The sequence below is a fragment of the Acinetobacter sp. WA-87 genome, assembly GCF_039938935.1.
In the GTDB taxonomy this organism is placed as follows: domain Bacteria; phylum Pseudomonadota; class Gammaproteobacteria; order Pseudomonadales; family Moraxellaceae; genus Acinetobacter; species Acinetobacter seifertii.
This window is the reverse complement of sequence record NZ_JBDUVF010000001.1, coordinates 1251202-1275928: the sequence shown is the minus strand read 5'-3', so window position 1 is coordinate 1275928 and position 24727 is coordinate 1251202. Positions and strand designations below refer to the sequence as shown.

Genomic DNA, 24727 nt, shown 5'->3' with positions numbered 1-24727 from the left:
TAGGAGAGTAGCAATGCTCTCCTTACTCGACAGATTAAAGAGATTATAGAAATGAATAAAACAATCCAAAGCTTAGTCGTAGCAGCTTTTGCTGGTTTCACGGTAACAACTTATGCAAATGAACCAGCTCAGCCACAGGAAATTCATTTTCCAGCGATTGAAAAAAGCTATTTGAAACAAGTAAAACGTTATGAATACCAAGATGTTGTACGTTTAGACCAAGGCCTAAATAAAGACCAAATTCGAGCTTTACTAGGCAATCCGCAATTTAGTGAAGGACTTTTTGCAGTAAAAGTTTGGAACTATGTATTAGATGTCCGTATTCCTAACACAAACCAGTACCAACGTTGCCAGTTACGTGTTGATTTTGATAAGCGCTATTTAGCAGAACGTTTATCTTGGAAAGGTGAGGCTTGTGAAGGGTTGGTTGCTTGGGGAGAAAATAATCAGGCATCAGCACATAGCACTGTAATTGCAGATCGTACAGCGAGTGTCTTATTTGCCTTTGATCGATTTGATGCGAGTGCTATTGAAAAAGGTGCTGAGAGCATTACCAAAATTGCTGAGCAGATTAAAAAAAGTCAAACAAGGAATCCTATTATTGTTTCAGGCTTTACGGATCGGTTAGGTAAATTTAGCTATAACCAACAATTGTCTTCACAACGTGCTAATACTGTTGCCAAATTATTGGTGCAACAGGGTATTGTAGCAAGTCGAATCCAAATACAGGCAAATAGTCAGACCGATTTATATAAACAGTGTAGCGGTAACAATAGTTCACAACTTATTCAATGTTTAGCACCAAATAGACGTGTTAATATCAATTGGTAAAACGGTCTGTCACGGCAAAGTAATCATCCATAAGGTGGTTACTTTTTCGTTTTAAGGGACTAACAAAGTAAAAGGATATATTTAAAAATATTATTTTTTATAAATTTTATATAAAAATCATCTTTTAAAATAATAAAAGTTCTGTGGTGTGAGTAAGCCATCTAAGGGTTGATCCCAGCTTTGACGTTCTAACGTGTGTTCAATAAATTGAAATTGATGAGCCAATCCTAAACGGTAAGGTTTATGCTCAGTACTTGCCAATGTACGATCATAATAGCCACCTCCCATACCAATACGTGTCCCGTAGTGATCACAAGCTAAAAGCGGCATAAGCAGTAAATCAAGCTCTGAGACATGTTTTCCTCGCGTTGCCATAGGTTCTTTCATTCCGAGTGGATGATGAGAAAAACGTCGACTTAAATATTGGTTTTTATTGATCTTTATCCATACTAAACGTTGATTCATTGAACAAATCATAGGTAAATAGACTTTTTTGTTATTTTTAAAGCAGAGTTTGATAATAAGATCAGTATGAATTTCACCGAAAGCATGTAGATATAAGCCAATTTTTTTTGAGGAGTGAAAAATAGGAAGTCTATTTAGGTAATGTAAAACGTTAAGTTGAGCCTGTTTTTGCTCAAATTGGGTTAAAGAACGTCTTTTAGATCTTAAATTTTTTCTAATAAAACTTAGTTCGTTCATGTATAAATCTAATAAAGATTTGAAATCAGTCGTCCAAAATTATACCTATTTTTCTATAGTTTTACCGAAATTTAAGTATTATAAAAAAACAATATAGTTTAATCGATAGCATAAAAATTACTTTTTTCTAAAAAAGGCATCTATATAAGTTTTTTAGCTTTTTTACGTATCTACAGTATTTATTTACATGTAATCAGGATAAGTATATTTAAAGATGAATATGAAACTGTGAAGGCTATGAAGTTAAAAATTTTAACGATGATGATGTGTACTGCTTTACTGAGTGCTTGTACCAAACAGGCAGACTCAGAAGCTCCTCAAGTTGACTATAAAGCTCAATTTGAAGAATCTGACCAAAAAATTGGCGAGTATTTAGACCAATTGGATAATCCTAAAACACCGCAGGAAGTTAAGGTTAAAATTTTATGTCACGACTATCCTGATCTTTACAAAAAAAAGTACATGCCTGCCTTAATGAAAATTTCACCAAAGCCCTATACTGAAGAGAAACTACTTTCAGATTTGAAAAGTGCAAGGGATTACTATAAAGGAAGTTTAGGAATAAAATGCGATAATTGAAAAAATGCATAGTGTCACGTAAAAATCAATAATTGTGAATTGATTGGCATTATTTAGATATGCTAAATTTATTGATGTTCATTATTTAAATTTTTCACTGGACTTGAAATGCAAATCATAAAATTTTTGCGGAGTTTTAATACGATTGGTACCTATTTAACACTTGCTTCTATCTTGTTAGTGGTCATGATGATTTACTTTTATGTCATCAATCCTGCATGAACATTTAAAGAAAAATCATTTTATCTATTCGTTATCTTAAATGGAAGTTGAATAATTAATACAAGGTAGGGATATGAAATTTAAAATATTATTAATAAGTTTTATTGCAACGGGTTGCTATGCTAATGACAATACAGATGATCCAGATATTTGTAATATCGTGAAAAAAGTTGCTTACAACGTAATGGAAGCTCGGCAGAAAAAAGTACCAGCGCAGGAATTGCAACAAATTGCTGATAGTCTTATAGATCAAAAAGCAAAGCAGTTTTATCAAGACTTAATTAATTCAGCTTATGCTGCAAAAATATTTAAAACGAGTTTTTTTAAACAGAAAGCTATCGAAGATTTTCAAACAGGGTGGTATCAAGAATGTTTGAAAAGAAATGCACAATAATTAATAAATGATAATTCACTAATTTTTAAGTTTAACTAATAAATAAAAATGAAATTGAGTACTAGACTGACAGGTCTGTATAGAGACTTTAATTTGAAATAAAAATTATATTTATACTTATTTTCTAGAAAATAAATACTCCGAAGATGCCGCTGCATGTGTCGTTACCCTGAACCCGATGAGTTCAAGGTGGACGCGACGTACACTTGCTGGGTTTCCTACTCGAAGGTAGGCATACACTCTAAATATACAGAACGCAATCCATAAGTTTAAGTATCGGCAGGGGAATAGACCCGCTGGCGAACATCCCAGAGATAGCTTAATTATAAACGATCTTATTCAGTTGGCAATCGTCTGAGTTTATTGAACTGTAAAGTTAGTCTTCATTTGATGAAGCTTTGTACACTAAAAGTACATATAGTAATCATGAGACACACGAGGTAACTTCAATAAAAAAATGCCTTGCTCTATTACTTATAGCGCAAGGCATTTTTTGTTGAAAGAGGTTAATTAAACAGTTTGTTCAACATCTTCCAAAATTGCCTGTAGTAGACGTTCACAGTGTGTATATTCTTGCAAAGATTTATTCAAGCTTAATACTTCTTGGGTGAGCTGTAGGGCAACCATAATGACCAGTTTGTTGTGCTCAACACGGGGAGCACTGCGACGCATTTCGTTAAATTTCTCATTGAGAAGTTCAGCTGCACGCTCAAGTTCTTCTCTTTTATCAGAGGTAGTCGCAAGTCTAAAAGTTTGCTCAATAAGCCGAAGCTCTACCATGACTTGTTCACTCATGATTGCGTCTCCTCGCCAGTTTCAGCATTTGGGTGAGCAAGTTGCTGAATTTCTTGTGCATTTTGATCTTGAGCTGTACCTAAAATTGCTAAACGTTGAATAATCGCTTCAACTTTGGCTTTGGCAAGTTCATTTTTTTGTAACAAACGGTCACGATCTTGCTGTAAATCATGCAACTCTTGTTGAGTCTGTCGTTGATGTGACTGAAGTTTTTCTTTGGTTACACGTAACTCATTACGCTCTGCCAAAATTTCTTGAAAACGATTTTTTAAATCAGTGGTACTTTTTTCTAGACGGCTATAACGTTCAGCAAGTGTATTAGCATCTTGATTCAATTGTTGAAATTGGCCTTGTAACTGAGTCAATTGCTCAGTTAATGTCTCAATTTCCTCTTGTTTTTTAGTAATGATGCTATTTTTTTGCACAACTTGTGCGTGATGCTCTGTTTCAGCCAGTTCTTTAGCTTCCGAGAGAGTAGAATTTTCACTCTCTAGATGATGTAAGCGTGTTTTTAAAACGCCAATATGCGCTTGTAGCCGCTGTAATTGTTCTAACATAACGAGGTCGCACAGAATTGCAATCAAAGGTAATATATACGAAGTATAGAGATTGGATAAACGAATGCAAGACGATATTTCAGGCTGGACAGAATGGAACGCTCATTTTGAAGGAATTGAAGAAATTTCAAGCCCTAGTGAGTTACATGGTTTACTAACAGGTATTGTTTGTGTGACAGAAGCGCCAACGCGTGAAGAATGGACACAAATTTTAACAACTCTTAATGTACCTGATTTAAATGAAGAAGCTTTAGCGCTTTTAACTGATGAAACAGAAGATGTAGCGCATGCTTTATCGGAAGATGAATTGGACTATTTGCCAATACTTCCAGATGATGAACACACCCTACAAGATCGCGTACAAGCATTATCAGACTGGTGTGCTGGTGTTGTTCTTGGCTTTGGTTTGGCATCGGGTCATGTCCGTGCTGATGAGAGCGAATTAATTGAACATCTACAAGATGTCGCAGCAGTAGAGTTTGAAGACTCTGATAACGACGAAGAAGGCGAAAGCAGTTACGAAGAATTGTACGAATTTGTACGCCTTATTCCTGTGAGTTTATCTATTGGCAGAAAGAAAGTAACAGTTGCTGAAAGTTCATTATTGAAAAACTTTTATGCAAAAAGTAAAACTTCTGCTGTAGGCACTACAGATCAAAATATTGTAGAAATGTTTACACCACATCGCCCAAGTTAATTGAGGCGATGTGTTATTGGCTGTGTTTAATTTTTTGACTTTAAAATTCTAAATCAAGTAGATCATTATGAAATTGCCTCAAGCTGATTTTCAACATCGCAGAAATCGTCTAGCAGAAAAAATGGGTCCAAACAGCATTGCGATTATTGCAACGCGTGAGGAAATGTACCGTAATCGTGATGCGGATTATAAATTCCGTGCCGATAGTAGTTTTTTCTATTTGACTGGTTTTGCAGAGCCTGAGGCAGTAGCTGTTATAGAAACCTTTGATGACGTTACTGACTATAGCTATAGTCTGTTTTGTCGTGAACGTAACCGTGAGATGGAAATCTGGAATGGTTACCGTGCGGGAATTGATGGCGCAATTGAAGAGTATGAGGCAGATGAAGCCTATGCAATTGATTTGCTTGATGAAGAAATTATTGAAAAATTATTAAACAAAGAATGCCTTTATTATCGAATTGGGCACAATGCTGCATTTGACGCCAGAGTAAGCCAATGGATTAAAAAAGCGAATGCCGAGCATCGTCATGAAGCTGCTCCAGCTCAGTTGGTTCAACTTGATCGCATTATTGATGAAATGCGTTTAATCAAGTCACCGCAAGAAATTGAGCTAATGCAAATTGCTTCAACAATTAGTGCTAAGGCACATACTCGTGCAATGCAAACTGTTCGCCCCGGCATGATGGAATATGCACTTGAAGCCGAGCTTAATTATATATTTGGGCAAAACGGCTGTGTGCCTTCATATAACAGTATTGTCGGTGGTGGTGCTAACGCTTGCATTTTGCACTATGTTGAAAATAACCAGCCTCTTAAAGACGGTGATTTGGTTTTAATTGATGCTGCATGCGAATATGAATTTTATGCATCGGACATTACCCGTACTTTTCCAGTGAACGGAAAATTTAGTCCAGAACAAAAATCATTGTATGAAGTGGTACTGGCATCTCAATATGCGGCGATTGATGCAGTACGTATTGGTAATTCGTACCGTGAGCCTCATGAGGTTGCAGTCAAAATTTTAACTGAAGGCTTAGTTGATTTAGGTTTGCTCAAGGGTAATGTGAGTGAGCTGATTGAAACTGAAGCATATCGTCAATTTTATATGCATGGTACAGGCCATTGGTTAGGTATGGATGTACATGATGTCGGTTCTTATAAAAAAGATGACGATTGGCGCCAATATGAAGAAGGTATGGTGGTTACTGTTGAACCAGGTTTATATATTGCACCAGATGACGAAACTGTAGATAAAAAATGGCGTGGTATTGGTATTCGTATTGAAGATGATGTGGTCGCAACCTCAAAAGGCCCACGAGTTTTAACTGCTAATGTAGTTAAAGATATTGCAGATATTGAACATTTAATGGCGCAAGCTAAAGCATAATTAAACGTATTCGCCAAAGGAGCAAATTCGATGCAACAACAAGTGATTATTGTAGGTGGGGGTATGGTGGGTTTGAGCCTTTCCCTGATGCTGGCGAAGGCTAATATCGCAGTCAAGCTATTAGAAGCTGTGAAATACCCAAACTATGATGATCAAAATGTTGCCCCTTACCATTCTAGTTTCGATGCACGTAATACGGCTTTGTCACGTCGTAGCGTACAGATTTATCAGAAGCTAGGGTTATGGGATGCATTACAACAACATGCCACTCCAATTTTACAAGTTCACATTACTGAGCAAGGTAGTTTTGGTAAAGCACGATTAGTTGCGGAACAAGAAAAAGTCGAAAGCTTTGGACAAGTCATTGAGAATGCATGGCTCGGTCGTGTTTTATTAACTCAAGTACGCCAACAGCCTTTGATTGAGCTAATTGATGGCGTACAAGTTACTGCTCTAACTCAAGATGCTGAACAAGTACATATTGAAGCTCAGCGTGGTGATGAAGTCTTAAAGCTTGAGTCAAAATTATTAATTGCAGCAGATGGACGTGATTCTTTCTGTCGTCAAGCAATTGGTATTGGTGTTGATGTCCACGACTATGATCAAGTTGCGATTGTTACGACTGTACAAACATCGAAACCACATGAGCAGGTGGGATTTGAGCGTTTTAGCGCATTAGGGCCTTTGGCTTTATTGCCATTACCGGGTGAATACCGTCGCTCGGTAGTATGGCCTGTTAAAAAGGGCACTGAAGATGAATGGTTAGGCGAAGAAAATGACCAACACTTTTTAGATGCCTTGCAAAAAACTTATGGTGACAGAGCGGGTAAATTTGAAAAAACAGGTAAACGCTTTAGCTATCCGCTTTCACAAGTGCTTGCGCATAAACAAGCGGTTGGGCGCGTTATTTTAATGGGCAATGCAGCGCACACCATTCATCCAGTTGCAGGCCAAGGTTTTAATTTATGCCTACGTGATGCAGATGTATTGCTACGTTATTTGGTAAACCAGCTAAGCGCATCTGATGATATTGGTAACCCAGATAATTTGCTTGCTTATGAACAAGCCCGTTTATCAGACCAACAGCGAGTAATTAAGTTCTGCGATACTGTTGTTCGCGGTTTTAGTAACCAAAACCCATTATTAAAATTAATCCGTAATACGGGATTAATTGCATTTGATGTTATTCCGGGTGTTAAGCCACTGGTAGCGAACTATGCAATGGGGCTAAAAGCATGAGTGAAGTCTTAGATGTCGTTATTGTTGGTGGTGGACTGGTCGGTGGCTTAACTGCTTTATTACTTGCTCAAGGTGGTGTACAGCCTACCGTGCTTGATGCTGCCCCTGTACTTGATGTTGAAAAAACATTAAGTGTGATGAACCCACGTGTTTTAGCACTTAGCCAAGCGACGATTCATTTACTTAAAACAGTGAATGTTTGGGATGATTTAGCACGTCAAATGCCTTATACCGGCATGCAGGTGTGGAATCTAAATGGCTATGGTGAAATTAATTTTGGCCATGAGTCTGTACAAAGACCAATGCCAGAGCAAGCCTTAGGTTCTATGGTTGAGCCGAGCGTATTGAATGTTGCCATTCAGCAAAAGATGCTAGAGCAGTTAACCGATTATCGTGCTGAAGTTCGTGTTACGCGTATTGAGCAAGGTGTTGGGTGCTGGCATATCCAATTGGCTGATGGATCTACACTTAAAACTAAACTGCTTATTGGTGCAGATGGTGCCAATTCATTTGTACGTGAGCAAGCTTTTATTGACCTAGATGTCCTAGATTACAAACAAGCAGCCATCAGCTGTGCAATTAAAACGTCTAAGCCGCATCAGCATGTTGCTCGTCAAATTTTCTTACCTACTGGACCTTTGGCATATTTGCCAATGGCGAGTCTGGATGCAAGTGAAAATGGTTACTGGCAGTCAATTGTCTGGACACTGCCAGATGATTATGCCGATGAATATTCGGCTTTAAGTGATGTTGAATTTATGCAGCTTCTAACTCGTGAAAGCCAGCATATGTTGGGTGAAGTGCTCGATGTTCGTTCAAGAGCACAGTTCCCACTTAAGGCTCGTGCTGCAAAACAATATGTGAAGGCTGGTTTAGCCCTAATCGGTGATGCCGCTCATGTTATCCATCCGCTTGCTGGACAAGGGGTAAATATTGGCTGTTTAGATGCCGCTGTACTCTGTGATGCGCTACTGCATGATTTAGGCCGTGGTGTGTGGGCGCATGAACAAACATTAAGACGTTATGAACACCGTCGTAAAGGACAAAACGATGCGATGATGCACAGCATGTCTGCGATTGGTTGGCTAGAAAGTTCTGAGTTGTTCCCATTTATTTTGGCTCGAAATGCGGGACTTAAGCAGGTTGAACAAATTTCGTTCTTAAAAGAGCGTTTTATGCAACAAGCGAACGGTTTAGGGGCTTTACAAAACACCCTGTATAGTCGTTAAAATAATTACGAAGTTTATGCTCTACTGGTCTAAATAAATATCAGTAGATATTTTTTAAACAATCATTTATATATCATTACCAATTCGGTCAGAAAAGATACGGATTTGACCAATTTGGCTCTTTGCTAAATGCAAAGAGATTGCTAAATTTCTGAGGTCTCAAAGGCCATAGCGATGATGCAATACAAATCATTGTGGGGAGTGTAAATATGACAGATATCAATGATTATGAAGATGCAGAAGATTCTGCTGTAGATGAAGATGAAGCCAAAGCGGCTGAGAGCGGCGCGGCTGATGAAGAAGCAGGCAACTTAACGGATGCCGATCTTGCAGAAGCAGAAACGCTTACCGTAACTGCGAAACAAAAACAGCGCCAAGCATTGGAAGATGAGGTTGCTGCATTTTTAGCTCGCGGTGGGAGAATTACTGAAGTTCCGCCAGACGAACATAGCGACCATTAATATTAAAAAAGCATCACATGAGTGATGCTTTTTTATTGGCTTTTAAATTGAGTTAAAGGTTATTTTGCAGTTCTTTTAAAATGCCGCATTCGTCTACTGTGCGGTCGGTAGAGCAGTGCTGTTTTAAATCGATGAGTGTTTCTTTTAAAAGCAAAAGTCGTTCAATTTTTTCCGATACTTCGATCAAATATTTATTCACCAAATTATCAACTTCCGTACAAGCCTGTTTCGGCTGAGCTTTCATCTGTTTTAGCGTTTTAATGTCGTTAAGGGAAATATCTAATTCGCGGCAATGTTTAATAAATAATAGGTCCGCGAGCGTTTGATCTGTGTAAATACGATAATTATTTTCTGAGCGCTGAATACGGTCCAGCACACCTACTTTTTCGTAATAGCGAATAGTATCGATAGGAATATCCGCTTTTTTTGATAATTGGCCAATAGAAAGACTCATAAGACTTGACTCTGGAGCTACTCAAGGGTTTTTAATCACTATAAAAGAGTTTTTGAGGAAATAAAATGGCCGGATGTGGATGTGCTTCAACATGTTCCCCTACAAAGAAAGTCAGCCCACGTTTTAGAAAGGCGTTGTGGATTGCACTTGTGATTAATGCACTCATGTTTGTGGTTGAAATAGTAGGCGGTTATAAAGCCCAATCTGTTTCATTGTGGGCAGATGCACTCGATTTTGCAGGAGATTCAGCAAATTATGCTTTGTCTTTAGTTGTACTTTCGATGAGCCTTTACTGGCGCGCAACCGCAGCACTGGTTAAAGGATTAACCATGGCAGCTTTTGGTTTCTTCGTCATTGCAAAAGTGGTGTGGTCATTCTTTCATGGCGTTTCACCTGAACCGATGGTCATGGGCACAATTGGGGTAATCGCCTTAATTGCGAATGTTTCTGTTGCGCTTATGCTTTATGCATTTAGGGATGGTGATGCCAATATGCGCTCTGTTTGGCTGTGTAGTCGAAATGACTCTATTGCGAACATTGCTGTTATTTTTGCTGCTGTAGGTGTGTTTGGAACAGGCACCGTATTTCCAGATTTATTGGTAGCCTTTGTGATTGCATACTTAGGTGTATCTTCCGGCTATGCTGTGATTAAGCAATCATTACAGGAAAGAAAACAGTCAAAAGTGATGTTAGGTTCAGAAGCTTAATTGTGATTGCATAAATAAAAAGTACCATTCAATCATGGTACTTTTTAATGGTTGAATACATTAGATGAGAAGTGAAATTGCAATACTCCACATAACGCAACCAATAAGAAAGTCTAAAATTTTCCAAGCTTTTGGATTGGTAAATAACGGTTTTAGTAATCTTGCACCATAACCTAAACTGAAAAAGAAAATCCAAGAAGCAAGAATACTACCTAAAGCAAAACTAAGTTTGTCTTCTAGCTGGGTTGCAACCGAACCCATCAGCACAATGGTGTCTAAATAGACATGTGGATTTAACCAAGTAAAGGCAAGGCAGGTCACTAGTGCTTGGGTTAAAGTTTGTTTTGGGCTGCCTCCAAGTTCCATGCCTTGGTTCGTTTTAAACGCTGCATAGAATGCTTTTGCACCGTATACGAATAAAAACGTTGCCCCTAAATATTTAGCGACCGAGATTAAGATAGGCGATGCAGTCATAATTTCGGCAAAACCCAATACACCACAAGCAATTAAAATCGAGTCAGACAAGGCACATATTAAACATAGCCAAAATACATATTGCTGTTTGAGTCCTTGCTTTAGAACAAAAGCGTTTTGGGCACCAATTGCTACAATTAGGCCGCTACCAATACCTAAACCTTTAAAAAACACACTCAGAGAAAGCATAACCATTAAGTAGAAAAAATCAGATGCGGGAATTATCTGACTTTTTATTGAGAAATAAGTAAAATTAAGAATATTTAGGTTTGGCTAAAAATAATTTAGGTTTGTATATGTTAGATAGTAAGCAATGTGAAGCTTTTCTTGCTGTTGCAGAAGTCGGGAGTTTTGATGCAGCAGGAGAGCATTTATGTATAACTCCTTCTGCTGTATCACTACGTGTACAAGCACTAGAAAAATATTTGGGTCAGATTTTAATTATACGGGGCCGCCCTTGTGTACTCACACAAGCAGGACAAACCTTGCTCCAGCATTTACGTCATACAAGGTTAATGGAGCAAAATCTTTTACAAGGTTTAACGGGAAAATCTTCTGAATCGGAATTTTATAAAATTGCTTTAGCTTCAAATGCAGACTCATTAGCAACTTGGCTTTTACCAACTATTCAGCAAACATTGTTTAAAGAAAAAATAGTGTTAGAGCTAAAAATTGATGATCAATCACACACGCATACTTTGCTAGAAACGGGGCAGGTTAATGCATGTATCACAGCAGAAGAGCAGGTTATGGCGGGTTGCTTAGCTCAGCCTCTTGGTAAAATGCGCTATAAAATGCTGGCATCGGCCGAATTTGTAAACCAGTGGTTTAGTGGTGGAATTAACCGAGAAAATTTAAGAAAAACACCAGCAGTTATTTTTAATCATAAAGATTTAATGCATTCGGAAGTTTTATTAAAAGGATACGGTTTACCGATGCAGAGTTATCCTTATAGTTTTATTCCGGCAACAGATGCTTTCGTCAAAGCAATTCAGCTGGGTTTAGGTTACGGAATGGTGCCAGAGCTTCAAGTTCAACCATTACTCGAAAACGGAACACTTATTGATATTATGCCTGAGGCTCAACTTGATATTCCTTTGTATTGGCACCACTGGAAAAGACAGTCGAAACAACTTGATGTGCTGACCGAAACAATTGTTCAATCAGCGAAAAAGATATTGAGATAAATTTAAGTCTGTGAGCGTGCATAAAAATTTGAAACGTGTTGAATATAAAACTCTATGTCTTGCGCTGAATAACCTAAAAGTTGTCCGATTCTACGGTCTAGTGCTAAGCGGTCTTCAAGTTGAGTTTCCTTTATTGATTTTTCAATACATAACACGAGTTCATTCAAATCTACCAAAGAGACATCTTTATAGATCAGCATAATTGAAAAAGGTACGGGTAAAGATGTTTCAATATCTTTACTGAGCATAGTTAAAGTACCTTGCTCAAGATGCTTTACAAATTCAGTAGGTAATAAGTCATAAAATAAAGCAATTGGTTTCTTACCAGACAATAATAATTCTAGTTCTTGCCCTTCATGAGGGCCAAGTTTCCCAAGCTGTTCAGCCATATCAATGCTCTTGTTTTTATGATTAATATTATTATGCAAAATTTATGCGCGGGATGGCATAAAGTATTTGCCATCACCGCACTTAGTTAAAAAATTAAGATTGCGTTAACTCAAGCGCACGTTGATAAGCGACTTTTTTCTTAATACCCGTTAAATCAGCAGCAAGTTGAGATGCCGCTTTAACAGATAAGTCTTGAAGTAAACGCTTTAAGAGTTCGTCTAGTTTTTCTTGTTCCAGATCTGTCTTTTCTGGTGCACCACCAACTACCAGAACAATTTCACCTTTTTCTTGATTGTGGTCATTTTCAATAAAACTGACCAAGTCTTTTAAAGTCATTTTTTTGATGGTTTCAAAAGTTTTGGTAATTTCACGTGCAAAACCCACAGGGCGGTTTTCACCAAATACTTCAGCCATATTTTTTACGCATTCTAAAATACGGTGGGGTGCTTCATAAAAAATTAACGTTTGAGTTTCATTTTTAAGCTTTTCAAGTTGCGTAATACGTTGAGAAGCTTTTGATGGTAAAAAGCCTTCAAAACTAAAACGGTCACTTGGTAAGCCCACCGCACTTAACGCAGCAATTGCAGCACATGCACCGGGTACAGGTACAACTCTAATACCATGTTCTTGTGCAGCTCGAACCAGTTTAAAACCGGGATCACTAATAAGCGGCGTACCTGCATCGCTAATCAAAGCAATATTTTCACCAGCAAGTAACTTTTGAACTAACTGTTCAATTTTATTGCTTTCGTTGTGGTCATGGCATGCTGTAAGTGGAGTAGATATATTATAGTGCTTAAATAATTGAGCTGATTGGCGTGTATCTTCGGCAGCCACAATAGAAACTGATTTTAAAATATCAATTGCACGGAAAGTCATATCATCTAAGTGCCCGATAGGGGTGGCTACAACAAATAACTGAGCACTCATTTGGTTTTTTACTCCGTACAGATAAACAATTTTAATCGGTTAGTGTACCCGAAATTATCTTTTTGGCGTGAACAATGTCATTGGGCTTTTTTACTTTTTAAGACATCTGCTTTTGATTTGCTCAATTGAAAAAAATTAAAAATGTATAGAGCAAGCATTGAGAGTATTTACATTTCTAATGGGGAAAATTATGTTAGTCGCGCAGCAGCTCGGGCAATGGGCTGAACAAACGGCATTAAAAATTTTAAAAGAACAAAATTATGAATGGGTCGCCAGTAATTATCATTCACGCCGTGGAGAGGTTGATCTGATTGTAAAACGCGGTAACGAATTGATTTTTGTTGAGGTAAAAGCGCGTGGACAGGGCAATTATGGACAAGCTTGTGAAATGGTCACTGTGAGCAAACAGAAAAAAATAATTAAAACGGCGATGAGGTTTTTACAGCGCTACCCATCTTATCAGGATTTTTATTGTCGTTTTGATGTGATTTGTTTTGATTTTCCACAGAAAATTGCAAAAACAGTACAGCAAGACTTTTCGAAATTCCATTATGATCTGCAATGGATCGAAAATGCATTTACTTTGGATTAAGAGTTCATTACTCTTTTGAGCAAATTAAAACCGATGTTTATGATCAAGCCAAGAAGAGATTGATAGGAGTCTGGTGGAGTGTTGAAACGTATTGCTGTAACAGCGCTTTGTGTCGCAAGTTTGTCAGGTTGCGCAAGTTTTATTTCTGGTGGAACAGGTACAGCTCCAGTTGGAACAGATAGTGGTGTACGTAGCTTAGGTCAGGTATTCATTGACTCTTCAATTAAACGTACAGCGAATATTAACCTCTATAAGCTTGATCAGCGTTTTAAACAATCTCGTATTAACATCGAAAGCTTTCATAGCACAGTATTGTTAACTGGTCAGGTACCAGACCCATACTTGAAACAGCTGGCAGAAGATAATGTTAAAGCGATGAGTGATGTGAAAGCCGTACATAACTATATTACGGTAGGTAACAAAGTAAGCTATAACACGATCATGCAAGATGCTGGTGTAACCGCAAATACACGTGCTCTATTAATGAAAGCACCAGTTGTATCGGACAGTAAAGTACTCGTTCATACCGAAGATGGTGTTTTATACGTGATGGGTCGTTTAAATACTGCTGAAATTAATGATTTAAACAGTGTGCTTCAAAATGTGGGTAACGTGACCAAAATTGTGACGCTTATTGATAACATTGATTTAGCGCCTGCTCCAGCAGCATCGACGGGCAACGCAACGACTACGCCAGTGATAAATAATGTTCTTGCTCAACCAACAGTTCAAACTCCTGTTGCAATTGATCCGGACCAAGCAGATCCAGCATCATCTACTGCACAATAAAATATGAACTTGATTGAACAATTACAAAGCAAAATTGAGCAGGCGAGAACTCTTTATAAAGAGTTCCGTCTGTATGATTTGGGGAGCTTTGCTTTAAACCGTTTTACACCAAAAGATGGTTTCGAGCAGGTTTTAAATGTGCGTTATGGCTTAAAGCCTCGCCATCGTCTAGATATTTATCGTTCTACTAAGCGCTTAGCTCATCGACCACTCATTGTTTTTGTACATGGTGGTGCTTGGCAACATGGTAATAAACGAGACTATTTATTTGTTGGTGAAGCTTTTGCAAAAGAAGGTTATGACGTTGCTGTCATTAACTATCAGCTTGCACCAAAGAATATTTTTCCAAGTTATGTAGAGGACTTAACGCAAGCGTTAAATTATTTGCATCAAAATCAGGAAAAATTAGAAATCTCGACAGAGAATACTGTGCTTATGGGACATTCGGCAGGTGCATTTAATGTAATGTCTGCTGTTTATCACCCTGATTCTACTAAAATTGAATGTTTAGGGAAAATTAAGGCAATAGTTGGATTAGCTGGACCATATCATTTTGATTATAAAGGTGATCCGCTTGCGGAAGATGCTTTTGATCAAGACATTTCTTATAAAGAGGTGATGCCTTATTATTTTGTAAATCAAAATAATATTAAGCATTATCTACTCATGGCTGAAAATGATCAGATCGTAAAGCAACATAATACTTTAGATATGGATCAAGCTCTTAGGGAGAAGGGGAATCATAGCCATATTGCTATTATCCCTAAAACTGGCCATATTACGATTTTGGCCAGCCTATCGAGTTTTGTAAGTCACTACTTCAAAACAAAACGAACCATTTTGCATTTTCTGGATGAAGTATTTTAAAACCATTGAGTTTTAGAAAGCGCAGATTACTTTGCTTGAGTAATCTGCGTAATCATTGCGTGTGCAATACTGCCTTTAAATGGAATTTCAGGAAGCTGATCAAATTTAAAGAATTGTGCATCGGCAATTTCATCTTCCTGCAAAGAAATCTCGCCTGACTCATATTCAGCTCTAAAAGCAATCATGAGATTACTTGGAAAAGGCCAAGGCTGGCTTGACATATATTGAATATTTTTGAGTTTAATACCCACTTCTTCTAAAGCTTCACGTTGTACCGCTTCTTCGAGAGTTTCGCCAACTTCGACAAATCCTGCAATTAAGCCATACATATTGGTTTTATTGTGAATTGATTTCGCCAATAACACTTCATCATCACCTTTAGTAATGATAGTAATAATGCATGGATTGACACGAGGGTACTGATGATAGCCACAAGAAGGGCACACCATTGCATATTCACTGGAGTGGACTTCGGTGGCATGTCCACAATGGCTACAAAACTTGTGGTTACGCCGCCATTCGAGCAATTGTACAGCACGACTTGCCTGTAAAAATTGCTCTTTTGACCAGTTGGAAATAAGCTGACGTATGGGAACGAGTTGCAGACCTTCTGGTATAGCCTCTTCACTCAGTAGGTCACGTGCAATGACCTGTTCGTTATGAGTGAAAAGCAGATCACTTGCTAACTTTTCGACTTTGGGTAATTGAAGGTTTTGGTCAACCAATAATTGTTGATGATGAAAAATATAAGCAAGTGATAATTCAGACATTAAGCTGCCTTTTTTTGAAGTTGTTGACTACTTAGCAATGCTACATCAAACATGGATTGTAGAACAGGCTGTTTATTTTTTAAATTGTCAACTAACATATCTAGTCCCGCTAATACGTTAAAAATACAGTGAATCTGATCATGACTAAAAGGTTGATTCTGATCGATTTGATTCTGTACAAATTTAGCAGTTTCAAGCAAAGCATTTTGTTGAACCGTACTACCTAAAAATTCAGCTGCACCAGCCAACTCTTTTAAAGAGCCTGCAATTGCTTCAATATTCTGAGTTTGATCGTTGGCATATAAAGTCAAACTTTGGCATACAAAATCGATTAAATTTTTTGTCTCATTTAATAAGGTTTGATGTGCTTCATCCAAACGATCTAAAGAGATATTGGTGTTGTTTACACGAATTTGTAGACGACTAGAAGAATAATTTCGTACCAAAATACCAATGGCATTCATCGCTGACAAAATACTCTTCATCAGTTGCTGAGCGTAATTTTCATTACTCAATATATTGATTTGACTTAAGCTGCTTGCTTGATGAGAAAGCTCGGCTGCTGCTTCATTTAAATTAAGTAGTTTAAATGTATGTGCGAGTTGCATAAGGCTGTTTTGTAATTGCTGTGCCTTTTCTGGTGACATGTTTTGGTAGTTGTATTCAATATCATTACGAACTTTATTCATTTCGTTTAAGATCAATTGGCTTACCGTTTCCATGGTGTCAAAGTCTGGACCATACAAATGCTGACTTAAGGTTTTAAGCTGAGCATCGGTGAGAAATTCATAACCAATATTCAGTTGCTTACGAATTTGCTTTGCAAGTTGATCTTCTTGTCCAATCACAATACTAATTATATCTGCTAGGGCATTCGAATTTGCTTCAAAGCTTTCAGGTGCTGCTAAAAATAGACTTATAGTATTTTCAAGATTAATCAATACCCGTAAGCGAGCATCATTTAAAACAAGTTCATCAATGTGATTAAAGGCAGAGTTAACCAATTGCCAATATTGTTGGCTTAGTTGACCATGAGCCATGCTGACTAAATAACTACCAATCAGTTTAAATGCTTGGAAATCTTGAGTAGTTTCAGTTTTATTTAAAAATTTAAGCAAAGACAACTTATAAAGCTGATGAATAAACTGAGTCTTTTCATTAATAACGACCTCGGATAAAGGTAACTCAATTGAAGCTACTGTAAGATTTGCAGAAATCTGTTGTCCAGATGATGTTAATGGCTTGTTTAAAGCTTTTTCTAAATTGTTTAGAGTGTCCAAAAGAAACTGTGGTACTTCAACTTCGCGTAAACAGATAAATTCGATATAGCGTTTAACCATGGTCGTGCCTTCACTGAGAGCAACCACCTCATTGGTATTGATGTGCTCTGGCTTGGCCATAATCTTTTGCATTAATTCTGTCGAATACTGTGTGATCTTTGCCAAATAAGGGATATCAATGAGGCGTAATACCTGAGTGCATTGTTTAAATTGTTCTAATGCATCATCAATACCAAAAGGGAGAGCCTGTTCTTCAATTAATGTACTTACAGCGCCTTCCACAAGTTTTATTGAGTTATCAATTTCATTCTTGATGATAAGCAACGCTGTCGGATCAAATTGAATCGAATTATGCTCAGACATAAAAATTCCCCTTTGCAAAAAAAATCAATTGTTATATTCGTCATGGCTCAATATTTTGAGCTAAAAATCTATACGACTAATATAACTTAACTTGCAAAAGGGGAAACCAAAAAAACACTAGAGAATCAAAAATTTATTTTGCAAAAAGGCAAGGTTCTCCATGTTTTTTCTCAAATTCTTTGACCCAAGTCTCATGTGTGCTTAACTCTTCATCTGAAGGGTAAATAACGGGTAAATCAACTTGAACTCTAGTTCTTGTTGTATTTTGCTGATCTTTTTCACTCTGCGATAGTGCATCCATATCAAACGATACTTGACCACCTGTCATAGCCAAGTAAACATCAGACAGAATTTCAGCATCGAGTAATGCACCATGGAAGGTACGGTCACGAGCTGGAATTTCATAACGTCTGACTAGGGCATCGAGTGAGTTTTTCTGTCCCGGATGCTTGTTTTTTGCAAGTGCTAAAGTATCAGTAACTTCACAAACTTCGGAAAGAGCAGGTAACCCAACACGTTTAAACTCCATATCCAAGAAGTTCATATCGAAGGTCGCGTTATGAGCGATAATTTCTGCGCCTTTTAGATACTCAAATAAAGTATCTGCAATGTCTGCATAGAGGGGTTTATCTTTTAAGAAATCATCACTGATACCGTGAATGTTTTCTGAATCGCCCACTGGTTTTTCAGGGTTAATATAAATGTGAATCGAACTACCCGTAAGCTTACGGTTAATCATTTCGATTGCGCCGACTTCAATAATGCGGTCGCCATCTTGGAAATAGAAACCAGTCGTTTCAGTATCGAGAATGAGCTGACGAGGGCCTTGCAATTTAAGCTTTGCTTCGGTAACAACAATTTGAGGATGAATGTTACTACTTTGCTGCTTAGTTTCTTGCTCTACAGCTTCAACTTCATTTACTTGCTCGTCTACAGTAATCATCTCAACTTCTTGTGATGGTTCAAGAGCGATATCTTCATCATCGGTTGTTTCAACCAGATCAAATCCAAAAGGGTCGTCTAGCAACCAGTCCTGTTCAGGCTTTTTTATATCTTGCGGTGCAGCAACAGGTTGTGGTTGCTTGAGTTCTTGAGCAGTCTTATCTGCACCTAAATTGGCAAGTTGGTCTGCCATTTCATTGCCAGGATGTCCTGCATGGCCTTTAATCCAATTCCACTCAATATTTCTACCTGCGCAAACAGCATCAAGTTTTTGCCATAGGTCAGGGTTTTTAACATCTTTCCAATTTTTCTTTTTCCAGCCATGAATCCATTCTGTAATGCCTTGCTTTACATAGTTTGAGTCGGTCCAGATAATTAATTGTGCATCGGGTGGGCAAAAAGAAACACCTTCAATCGCCGCAGTAAGTTCCATACGGTTATTGGTTGTATCGGGTTCACCGCCAAATAATTTATGTTCACCCTGTTCGGTAATGACATATGCACCCCAACCGCCTAAACCGGGATTGCCACGACATGCACCATCAACATACAGTGTGATTGTTTGAGACATAAATCGAAACCTAAACTGAAAGAAAAAGAGCTGAATATGGTGTATTGTATACGCAAAAAGTTCGGTTCCATCGTTACAAAGCAAGCTTTTTTTAATTTCTTGTAACATTTCCATGCAAATGACATTAAATTATTGCCTTGTCTATCTTGCATGCTTTACTACAATGGCATCGAAGACCTAGGGTTTGTGGGCAGACCCCAAGAAATATTACGCGAGTTGTTTGGAAGTTTTTATGTATAAACCAACCACATTTGTGTGGCAGCCATCTGCAGCATCATTATTCAAAATTACAGTCCTTAGCTCTGCTTTAGCTGCGTTGGGTATTACAACAGGCTGTTCTTCGACTCCGCAATCTGCAAAAACCTCGAAAACAAAACAGGTTAGTGGAGCAGGTTATCTTGATGCAAGCAGTCTAGACTCGTTAGAAGATTTACTTTCAGCAACTGATATGCGTGCTGTAGAGGGTGACCGTCTACTTATTTTAAAACACGGTGATGTTTGGAAACGCATGGCTGTCGGCTTTAAAATGGATCTCGATCACTGGGATCCACGTATTGAAGCGCAGCGTAGTTGGTTTATTTCACGTCAGCCCTACCTTGACCGTTTAAGTGCTCGCGCAAGTCGTTATTTATATCATACTGTTAAAGAAGCAGAACGCCGTGGTCTTCCAACTGAACTTGCGTTATTACCAGTAATTGAAAGCTCGTATGACCCTGCTGCAACAAGTAGTGCAGCAGCAGCAGGTTTATGGCAGTTTATTCCAAGTACTGGCCGTATTTATGGTTTACAACAAACGGGTATGTACGATGGTCGTCGTGACGTTGTTGAGTCTACACGTGCTGCATATGAGTTTTTAGGTAGCTTATATAACCAGTTCGGTTCGTGGGAATTGGCTTTGGCAGCTTATAACGCTGGTCCGGGTCGTATCCAACAGGCGATTAACCGTAACCAAGCTGCGGGTTTACCAACCGATTATTGGTCATTAAAACTTCCACAAGAAACCATGAACTATGTTCCTCGTTTCTTGGCAGTTGCTCAAATTATCAAAAATCCTCGTGCTTACGGGGTTTCATTACCACCAATTGCGAACAGACCCCACTTCCGTGAAGTGACATTGTCTGCGCCGTTGTCTTTAAATGAAATTGCATCGGTTAGTGGTCTTAGCCGTGCCGAGTTATATGCATTAAACCCGGGTTATCGTGGTGAAACAGTAGACCCTGCAAGCCCAATGCGTATTTTAATTCCTGCTGATATTAGCCCTTCAGTGGATAATAAATTAAAAGGAATGAAATCTGGTGGTGGTTCAGGTTGGTGGGCAAATGTCACATCGCCATCTAAGCCAACTACAACGACTTCAACCTCAGTCACTGTTAAAACATCACCAGCTACTCAAGTTCAGCCTGTAAGACCTACGACTCCTACAAGAACAACGGGCAGTTCTGTATCAGTAAAAACCTCAACACCTCGTGGTTCTGATGCTTTAGCTGCTTTTGCGGCCTCAGCTGATGTGCCAAGTGCACCTCGTATTCCAGTTGCAGTAACGCCTGCAACCAATGTTAAGCCAGTAAGAACAGAACCGCCAATTTCAGCACATGAACGTGAGAAAATTTTAGCTGCTGTTCGTGCTGAAGGTGAGAAAGAAACAGTTGAGCAAGCTTTACAACCACAAGCCACTCAAGCTGAAAAAGACCAAGTCGTTGCTGAGTTAAAGGCAATTGCACCGCAAGGTACCGAAATTGTTGATCCTTACGATGGTAAAATTAAGTTAACTGCGATTCAGACAAGTCAATCCGTTGCTGAACAGCAAGGTAAAGAGTTAAGTAAGGGCTTTGCTTATCCAAAAACGTTAACTGAAGATGCAAGTGTTGCAAATTCTGAAGAAGCACAGCGCAATAAAGATAAGCCTTACATTAAAACCGATACTGATGTTGTTGTTGTACAACCTAAAGGTAAGCGTAGTACCTATACTGTACAGCCGGGCGATACATTAGCAATTATTGCGATGAAAAATGGAGTCAACTGGCGTGATGTTGCCAAGTGGAACCAGATTGATCCAGAAAAGACTCTCTTTGTAGGAACTAGCCTGTATTTGTATGATGCTAAACCTCAAGAGGTTGAGTCTACGGCTAAATCAACAGTTAAACCTGATGTTTACGTTGTTCAAGCAAATGACAGTTTAACAGGCGTTGCAAATCAATTTAATTTGTCTGTGAAACAGCTTGCTGAATATAACGATTTATCTGTAAGTGATGGTCTATTTGTTGGTCAGAAGTTGCATTTGAAAGAGCCTAAAGGTAACCGTAATTCTGCTAAGGCAGAGCCTAAAGCTATTCAGGCAAGTACACGTCGTATTGCAACAAAGAGTTATACGGTTAAACGTGGTGAATACTTAAAGTTAATTGCAGATCGTTATGCATTATCTAATCAAGAATTGGCGGAGTTAACACCAGGGTTATCAGCTGGTAGTAATTTAATGGCTGGCCAGAAAATTAATGTACCTACAAAAGAAGTTGCTGTTGATGAATCTGATGACAACAAAGCTTCTGGCAAGTATGAAAAACTTGCAGCAGGGCCGTCGTATAAGACTGAAAGCTATAAAGTGCAACGTGGTGATACATTATCAAGCATTGCGACCAAGTCTAAAATTAGCTTAGCTGAACTTGCAGAACTGAATAACTTAAAAGCGAGTAGCCATGTCCAGCTTGGCCAAAACTTGAAAGTACCTGCGGGTGTAAGTGTTCCTGAACACTATGTTGTGCAGTCTGGTGATAGCTTACATGCGATTGCGTCTAAATATAACTTACAAACCAGTTATTTGGCCGATTTAAACGGATTATCACGTACAGCAGGTGTTCGTGCTGGTCAGCGTTTAAAATTGACAGGTGAGATTGAAACACCGAGCAAGGCTGCTACTAAAAATGCTAAAGATGAAGCACCAGATACTTACACCGTTAAGTCTGGTGATAACTTACGAAGCATCGCTAGCCGTTATCATTTACAGTTAGATTATCTAACTGCATTAAATGGCTTGTCTCGTAACAGCACTGTCCGTGTTGGTCAGCATTTAAAACTAACAGGTGATGTGCCTGTAGAAACAGCGAAAGCTGATACCGCAAAATCATCTGCTAAACCTGTTGCAGCAGGCAAAAATACTGAAAAGTATACGGTTAAGGCTGGTGAGTCGTTAAATGCGATTGCGAGTCGTGCAGGTATTTCAGTTCGTGAACTTGCTGAAATGAATGCATTGAAAGCAAATGCTAACCTACAGCGCGGTCAAAATATTGTAATTCCAAAAACTGTAGTGGAATACAAAGTCAAACGTGGCGACACCTTAATTGGTCTTGCGAGTAAATATGGCCTAGAAACCACTTTACTGGCGGAACTCAACAACTTAACACCCTCGACTCAATTACGTATTGGCGATATTATTAAAGTGCCTAATTTATAGAATAATTAGAACTTTATGCAAAAGTTATATTCTCAACTGAGCCTGCTAGTCGGGCTCAGTGTTTTTTCACAAGTTGTATTCTCTGCACAGCAAATCACGCCTTATATCGCAATTCATTCTAAGCCTAAATACTTCGCAATGGCTGCTATGCCTTATGCCAACCCAAATGCACCAAAAGGTGGAGTATTGAGTCGGGCTGCGCAAGGGACTTTTGATAACTTAAACAGCATGAATGGGAAGGGAAACGCGACAGAAGGGGTAAATTATCTTTTTGATACTTTAATGACTCAGTCACTTGATGAAGTTGGGGTTTTATATCCACTTTTAGCCGAGAAAGTTTCGTATGACCCAGAAAGAACACAATCCGTTACTTTCTATTTAAATCCCAAAGCTCGTTTTAGTAATGGTCAGCCTTTAACCGCGGCAGATGTAAAATTTAGTTTTGATACGTATCAGACCAAATCTAATTTTGGTCTACAAATGTATCTTGCTGACTTGGCAAAAACAGAAGTGATCAACCCACATCAAGTTAAATTCACTTTTAAGTCTAGTCATAATCCCAAAATGCCTTTTGTTGTGGCGAGCTTACCGATTTACTCAAAAGCAGATTGGCAGAACCATGATTTTACCCGTATTACCTTGCAACCGATTGTAGGTTCAGGGCCGTATGTTGTTGAAAAAATTGATGCTGGACGTAGTATTAGCTATAAACGAAATCCGAATTATTGGGCAAAAGATTTGCCTATTAATAGAGGGCGCTATAACTTCGACCATTTAAAATATGTTTATTACCGCAATTGGGATATTGCATTCGAAGGTTTTAAATCTGGGCAATATACCTTGCATGAAGAAACTAATCCTAAAAAATGGGTCACTGATTACAAGTTTCCAGCGGTAAAAGCAGGTTTAGTCACTCTATATAAATTTAGACACCATAACCCGATTGCAACTGAAAGTTATGTGTTTAATACACGACGAAAACCTTTAAACGATATTCGCTTTAGACAAGCTTTAACCTATGCCTATGATTTTGAATGGCAGAACAAAGCTTTGTTTTATGGACAATATCAACGACTACAAAGTTATTTTGAAAATAGTGAGTTGGCAGCAACAGGTCGTCCTTCAAAGAGTGAGCTCACGATATTAAAACCACTTTTACCAAAGCTTTCACCAGTCATGCAAAAAGCTGTCTTGGCAGACTGGAAATATCCAGTTTCGGACGCCAGTGGTTTTAACCGTCAAAACTTATTAATCGCAAGACAATTACTCATTCAGGCTGGCTATAAAATTAAAGAAGAGCAGTTATATACGCCCGAAGGCAAGCCTGTACACATTGAGTTTCTTATTCAGCAAGATGGCAAACAAAGAACACTCATGCCATTTTTAAGAAATTTAAAAAAATTAGGAATTAATATTAATTTACGACAAGTCGATGCGCCACAATATTTAGAGCGTACACGCCGTTATGATTTTGACATGACCACCATGAACTTGCCGCAATCGTTAAATCCGGGCAATGAACAGGCTCAGTTTTGGGGCAGCGCAGCAGCCATTCAAGATGGCAACTATAACTATGCTGGTATTCGTAATCCTGTCATTGATGAAGTCATTTCAAAACTGGTCACTGCCAAAGACCGTGAACAGCAAATTACCTATACTCATGTTCTTGACCGATTACTTCGCGCAGGCTATTACCAGATTCCGACTTATGGAAAAGGTGATTATTGGTATGCGTACTGGAATATGTATCAGCAACCTAAAGTGAAACCTGTGCTCTCAGCCGGTATAGAGTATTGGTGGATTAATCCAAACCAAGCCAAAAAAGTTGCTCAATATTTACATCAACAATAAAAGCACGTATCTAAAG

26 protein-coding genes and 1 other RNA gene are annotated in these 24727 nt (G+C 38.4%); 16 read left to right on the top strand and 11 right to left on the bottom strand.

Annotated features, from left to right (window positions below; translation table 11 throughout):
- Window positions 1-51 precede the first annotated feature (51 nt).
- The gene (locus ABFY81_RS06035) at window positions 52-831 is read left to right on the top strand and encodes an OmpA family protein (RefSeq protein WP_347913320.1); all 780 of its coding nucleotides are present in this window, start codon (window positions 52-54) and stop codon (window positions 829-831) included.
- 117 nt (window positions 832-948) lie between these two features.
- Here ABFY81_RS06035 and ABFY81_RS06030 read toward each other — a convergent pair whose 3' ends face one another.
- Complete coding sequence (locus tag ABFY81_RS06030; protein WP_019458269.1) at window positions 949-1533, bottom strand: 5-formyltetrahydrofolate cyclo-ligase; 585 nt, start codon at window positions 1531-1533, stop codon at window positions 949-951.
- Window positions 1534-1770: 237 nt separating this feature from the next.
- Here ABFY81_RS06030 and ABFY81_RS06025 point away from each other — a divergent pair, with 237 nt between their 5' ends.
- From ABFY81_RS06025 to ABFY81_RS06015, 3 genes are all read left to right on the top strand, one after another.
- Window positions 1771-2112, top strand: coding sequence for a hypothetical protein (locus ABFY81_RS06025; protein WP_347913319.1), 342 nt, complete (start codon window positions 1771-1773; stop codon window positions 2110-2112).
- A 108-nt stretch (window positions 2113-2220) separates the two neighbouring features.
- Complete coding sequence (locus ABFY81_RS06020) at window positions 2221-2334, top strand: hypothetical protein (protein ID WP_081400373.1); 114 nt, start codon at window positions 2221-2223, stop codon at window positions 2332-2334.
- Window positions 2335-2407: 73 nt separating this feature from the next.
- Window positions 2408-2728, top strand: coding sequence for a hypothetical protein (locus ABFY81_RS06015; protein ID WP_347913318.1), 321 nt, complete (start codon window positions 2408-2410; stop codon window positions 2726-2728).
- A 134-nt stretch (window positions 2729-2862) separates the two neighbouring features.
- Here ABFY81_RS06015 and ssrS read toward each other — a convergent pair.
- The 3 genes from ssrS to ABFY81_RS06000 form a co-directional block, all read right to left on the bottom strand.
- Window positions 2863-3046: non-coding RNA, 6S RNA (ssrS, locus tag ABFY81_RS06010), on the bottom strand.
- A gap of 192 nt (window positions 3047-3238) precedes the next feature.
- Window positions 3239-3523 carry a cell division protein ZapA gene (locus ABFY81_RS06005; RefSeq protein ID WP_004703022.1) on the bottom strand — a complete coding sequence of 95 codons (285 nt, stop codon included), beginning with the start codon at window positions 3521-3523 and terminating at the stop codon, window positions 3239-3241.
- Window positions 3520-4080 (bottom strand): hypothetical protein, encoded by a 561-nt coding sequence (locus tag ABFY81_RS06000; protein WP_004703019.1) that lies wholly within the window; start codon window positions 4078-4080, stop codon window positions 3520-3522. Before ABFY81_RS06000 ends, ABFY81_RS06005 begins: the two co-directional genes overlap by 4 nt.
- A gap of 64 nt (window positions 4081-4144) precedes the next feature.
- On the opposite strand from ABFY81_RS06000, the gene ABFY81_RS05995 reads away from it, so the two are divergent.
- From ABFY81_RS05995 to ABFY81_RS05975, 5 genes are all read left to right on the top strand, one after another.
- A complete protein-coding gene (locus tag ABFY81_RS05995; RefSeq protein ID WP_347913317.1) occupies window positions 4145-4777 on the top strand; it encodes a UPF0149 family protein in 633 nt (210 codons plus the stop codon).
- 67 nt (window positions 4778-4844) lie between these two features.
- On the top strand, window positions 4845-6167 hold the full coding sequence (gene pepP / locus ABFY81_RS05990; RefSeq protein ID WP_347913316.1) for a Xaa-Pro aminopeptidase: 1323 nt from the start codon (window positions 4845-4847) through the stop codon (window positions 6165-6167).
- 30 nt (window positions 6168-6197) lie between these two features.
- The gene (ubiH, locus tag ABFY81_RS05985; RefSeq protein ID WP_347913315.1) at window positions 6198-7406 is read left to right on the top strand and encodes a 2-octaprenyl-6-methoxyphenyl hydroxylase; all 1209 of its coding nucleotides are present in this window, start codon (window positions 6198-6200) and stop codon (window positions 7404-7406) included.
- Window positions 7403-8635: an FAD-dependent monooxygenase gene (locus tag ABFY81_RS05980; protein ID WP_343570042.1), complete on the top strand. Its 1233-nt coding sequence runs from the start codon at window positions 7403-7405 to the stop codon at window positions 8633-8635. Before ubiH ends, ABFY81_RS05980 begins: the two co-directional genes overlap by 4 nt.
- A 209-nt stretch (window positions 8636-8844) precedes the next feature.
- On the top strand, window positions 8845-9096 hold the full coding sequence (locus ABFY81_RS05975; protein ID WP_004703010.1) for a hypothetical protein: 252 nt from the start codon (window positions 8845-8847) through the stop codon (window positions 9094-9096).
- Window positions 9097-9148: 52 nt separating this feature from the next.
- Here ABFY81_RS05975 and ABFY81_RS05970 read toward each other — a convergent pair whose 3' ends face one another.
- Window positions 9149-9550: a MerR family transcriptional regulator gene (locus ABFY81_RS05970; protein ID WP_019458262.1), complete on the bottom strand. Its 402-nt coding sequence runs from the start codon at window positions 9548-9550 to the stop codon at window positions 9149-9151.
- A gap of 65 nt (window positions 9551-9615) precedes the next feature.
- On the opposite strand from ABFY81_RS05970, the gene ABFY81_RS05965 reads away from it, so the two are divergent.
- Entirely contained in the window at window positions 9616-10257 is a 642-nt protein-coding gene (locus ABFY81_RS05965; protein ID WP_019458261.1) for a cation diffusion facilitator family transporter, read from the top strand.
- Window positions 10258-10317: 60 nt separating this feature from the next.
- Here ABFY81_RS05965 and ABFY81_RS05960 read toward each other — a convergent pair whose 3' ends face one another.
- A complete protein-coding gene (locus tag ABFY81_RS05960; RefSeq protein WP_077162691.1) occupies window positions 10318-10920 on the bottom strand; it encodes a LysE/ArgO family amino acid transporter in 603 nt (200 codons plus the stop codon).
- A 107-nt stretch (window positions 10921-11027) separates the two neighbouring features.
- Here ABFY81_RS05960 and ABFY81_RS05955 point away from each other — a divergent pair, with 107 nt between their 5' ends.
- Window positions 11028-11918 carry a LysR family transcriptional regulator ArgP gene (locus tag ABFY81_RS05955; protein ID WP_347913314.1) on the top strand — a complete coding sequence of 297 codons (891 nt, stop codon included), beginning with the start codon at window positions 11028-11030 and terminating at the stop codon, window positions 11916-11918.
- Window positions 11919-11920: 2 nt separating this feature from the next.
- Here ABFY81_RS05955 and ABFY81_RS05950 read toward each other — a convergent pair whose 3' ends face one another.
- Window positions 11921-12307: a hemin receptor gene (locus ABFY81_RS05950; RefSeq protein WP_347913313.1), complete on the bottom strand. Its 387-nt coding sequence runs from the start codon at window positions 12305-12307 to the stop codon at window positions 11921-11923.
- Between the two features lie 94 nt (window positions 12308-12401).
- Window positions 12402-13238 (bottom strand): 16S rRNA (cytidine(1402)-2'-O)-methyltransferase, encoded by an 837-nt coding sequence (gene rsmI / locus ABFY81_RS05945; protein WP_068934914.1) that lies wholly within the window; start codon window positions 13236-13238, stop codon window positions 12402-12404.
- 190 nt (window positions 13239-13428) lie between these two features.
- Between rsmI and ABFY81_RS05940 the strand changes: the two genes are divergently transcribed.
- The 3 genes from ABFY81_RS05940 (at window position 13429) to ABFY81_RS05930 (ending at window position 15486) form a co-directional block, all read left to right on the top strand.
- Window positions 13429-13830 (top strand): YraN family protein, encoded by a 402-nt coding sequence (locus ABFY81_RS05940; protein WP_004703001.1) that lies wholly within the window; start codon window positions 13429-13431, stop codon window positions 13828-13830.
- Between the two features lie 78 nt (window positions 13831-13908).
- On the top strand, window positions 13909-14619 hold the full coding sequence (locus ABFY81_RS05935) for a BON domain-containing protein (RefSeq protein ID WP_004702998.1): 711 nt from the start codon (window positions 13909-13911) through the stop codon (window positions 14617-14619).
- Window positions 14620-14622: 3 nt separating this feature from the next.
- On the top strand, window positions 14623-15486 hold the full coding sequence (locus ABFY81_RS05930; RefSeq protein ID WP_004702996.1) for an alpha/beta hydrolase: 864 nt from the start codon (window positions 14623-14625) through the stop codon (window positions 15484-15486).
- Between the two features lie 26 nt (window positions 15487-15512).
- Here the strand turns inward: ABFY81_RS05930 and nudC are convergent, their stop codons facing one another.
- The 3 genes from nudC to dnaQ all read right to left on the bottom strand — a co-directional run bounded on the left by nudC (window position 15513) and on the right by dnaQ (window position 19412).
- Complete coding sequence (nudC, locus tag ABFY81_RS05925; protein ID WP_019458256.1) at window positions 15513-16256, bottom strand: NAD(+) diphosphatase; 744 nt, start codon at window positions 16254-16256, stop codon at window positions 15513-15515.
- The gene (locus ABFY81_RS05920) at window positions 16256-17899 is read right to left on the bottom strand and encodes a chemotaxis protein (protein ID WP_347913312.1); all 1644 of its coding nucleotides are present in this window, start codon (window positions 17897-17899) and stop codon (window positions 16256-16258) included. The genes nudC and ABFY81_RS05920 overlap by 1 nt, the downstream gene beginning before the upstream one ends.
- Before the next feature lie 133 nt (window positions 17900-18032).
- On the bottom strand, window positions 18033-19412 hold the full coding sequence (gene dnaQ, locus ABFY81_RS05915; protein ID WP_347913311.1) for a DNA polymerase III subunit epsilon: 1380 nt from the start codon (window positions 19410-19412) through the stop codon (window positions 18033-18035).
- Between the two features lie 232 nt (window positions 19413-19644).
- Between dnaQ and ABFY81_RS05910 the strand changes: the two genes are divergently transcribed.
- Both ABFY81_RS05910 and ABFY81_RS05905 read left to right on the top strand, forming a co-directional pair.
- Window positions 19645-22860: a LysM peptidoglycan-binding domain-containing protein gene (locus ABFY81_RS05910; protein WP_347913310.1), complete on the top strand. Its 3216-nt coding sequence runs from the start codon at window positions 19645-19647 to the stop codon at window positions 22858-22860.
- Between the two features lie 15 nt (window positions 22861-22875).
- Window positions 22876-24711 (top strand): extracellular solute-binding protein, encoded by a 1836-nt coding sequence (locus ABFY81_RS05905; RefSeq protein WP_347913309.1) that lies wholly within the window; start codon window positions 22876-22878, stop codon window positions 24709-24711.
- Window positions 24712-24727 lie beyond the last annotated feature (16 nt).

Excerpts from the sequence above, each read along its gene's own strand:
- ABFY81_RS05930 (WP_004702996.1), top strand. The coding sequence starts at position 14,623 with ATGAACTTGATTGAACAATTACAAAGCAAAATTGAGCAGGCGAGAACT.
- rsmI (WP_068934914.1), bottom strand. The coding sequence starts at position 13,238 with ATGAGTGCTCAGTTATTTGTTGTAGCCACCCCTATCGGGCACTTAGAT.
- ABFY81_RS05965 (WP_019458261.1), top strand. The coding sequence starts at position 9,616 with ATGGCCGGATGTGGATGTGCTTCAACATGTTCCCCTACAAAGAAAGTC.
- ABFY81_RS05940 (WP_004703001.1), top strand. The coding sequence starts at position 13,429 with ATGTTAGTCGCGCAGCAGCTCGGGCAATGGGCTGAACAAACGGCATTA.
- ABFY81_RS06020 (WP_081400373.1), top strand. The coding sequence starts at position 2,221 with ATGCAAATCATAAAATTTTTGCGGAGTTTTAATACGATTGGTACCTAT.
- ABFY81_RS06000 (WP_004703019.1), bottom strand. The coding sequence starts at position 4,080 with ATGTTAGAACAATTACAGCGGCTACAAGCGCATATTGGCGTTTTAAAA.
- ABFY81_RS05975 (WP_004703010.1), top strand. The coding sequence starts at position 8,845 with ATGACAGATATCAATGATTATGAAGATGCAGAAGATTCTGCTGTAGAT.
- ABFY81_RS05950 (WP_347913313.1), bottom strand. The coding sequence starts at position 12,307 with ATGGCTGAACAGCTTGGGAAACTTGGCCCTCATGAAGGGCAAGAACTA.
- nudC (WP_019458256.1), bottom strand. The coding sequence starts at position 16,256 with ATGTCTGAATTATCACTTGCTTATATTTTTCATCATCAACAATTATTG.
- ABFY81_RS06025 (WP_347913319.1), top strand. The coding sequence starts at position 1,771 with ATGAAGTTAAAAATTTTAACGATGATGATGTGTACTGCTTTACTGAGT.
- ABFY81_RS06015 (WP_347913318.1), top strand. The coding sequence starts at position 2,408 with ATGAAATTTAAAATATTATTAATAAGTTTTATTGCAACGGGTTGCTAT.
- pepP (WP_347913316.1), top strand. The coding sequence starts at position 4,845 with ATGAAATTGCCTCAAGCTGATTTTCAACATCGCAGAAATCGTCTAGCA.
- ABFY81_RS06005 (WP_004703022.1), bottom strand. The coding sequence starts at position 3,523 with ATGAGTGAACAAGTCATGGTAGAGCTTCGGCTTATTGAGCAAACTTTT.
- ABFY81_RS06035 (WP_347913320.1), top strand. The coding sequence starts at position 52 with ATGAATAAAACAATCCAAAGCTTAGTCGTAGCAGCTTTTGCTGGTTTC.
- ABFY81_RS05980 (WP_343570042.1), top strand. The coding sequence starts at position 7,403 with ATGAGTGAAGTCTTAGATGTCGTTATTGTTGGTGGTGGACTGGTCGGT.
- ABFY81_RS05910 (WP_347913310.1), top strand. The coding sequence starts at position 19,645 with ATGTATAAACCAACCACATTTGTGTGGCAGCCATCTGCAGCATCATTA.
- ABFY81_RS06030 (WP_019458269.1), bottom strand. The coding sequence starts at position 1,533 with ATGAACGAACTAAGTTTTATTAGAAAAAATTTAAGATCTAAAAGACGT.
- ABFY81_RS05955 (WP_347913314.1), top strand. The coding sequence starts at position 11,028 with ATGTTAGATAGTAAGCAATGTGAAGCTTTTCTTGCTGTTGCAGAAGTC.
- ABFY81_RS05995 (WP_347913317.1), top strand. The coding sequence starts at position 4,145 with ATGCAAGACGATATTTCAGGCTGGACAGAATGGAACGCTCATTTTGAA.
- ABFY81_RS05920 (WP_347913312.1), bottom strand. The coding sequence starts at position 17,899 with ATGTCTGAGCATAATTCGATTCAATTTGATCCGACAGCGTTGCTTATC.
- ABFY81_RS05970 (WP_019458262.1), bottom strand. The coding sequence starts at position 9,550 with ATGAGTCTTTCTATTGGCCAATTATCAAAAAAAGCGGATATTCCTATC.
- ABFY81_RS05905 (WP_347913309.1), top strand. The coding sequence starts at position 22,876 with ATGCAAAAGTTATATTCTCAACTGAGCCTGCTAGTCGGGCTCAGTGTT.
- ABFY81_RS05960 (WP_077162691.1), bottom strand. The coding sequence starts at position 10,920 with ATGCTTTCTCTGAGTGTGTTTTTTAAAGGTTTAGGTATTGGTAGCGGC.
- dnaQ (WP_347913311.1), bottom strand. The coding sequence starts at position 19,412 with ATGTCTCAAACAATCACACTGTATGTTGATGGTGCATGTCGTGGCAAT.
- ubiH (WP_347913315.1), top strand. The coding sequence starts at position 6,198 with ATGCAACAACAAGTGATTATTGTAGGTGGGGGTATGGTGGGTTTGAGC.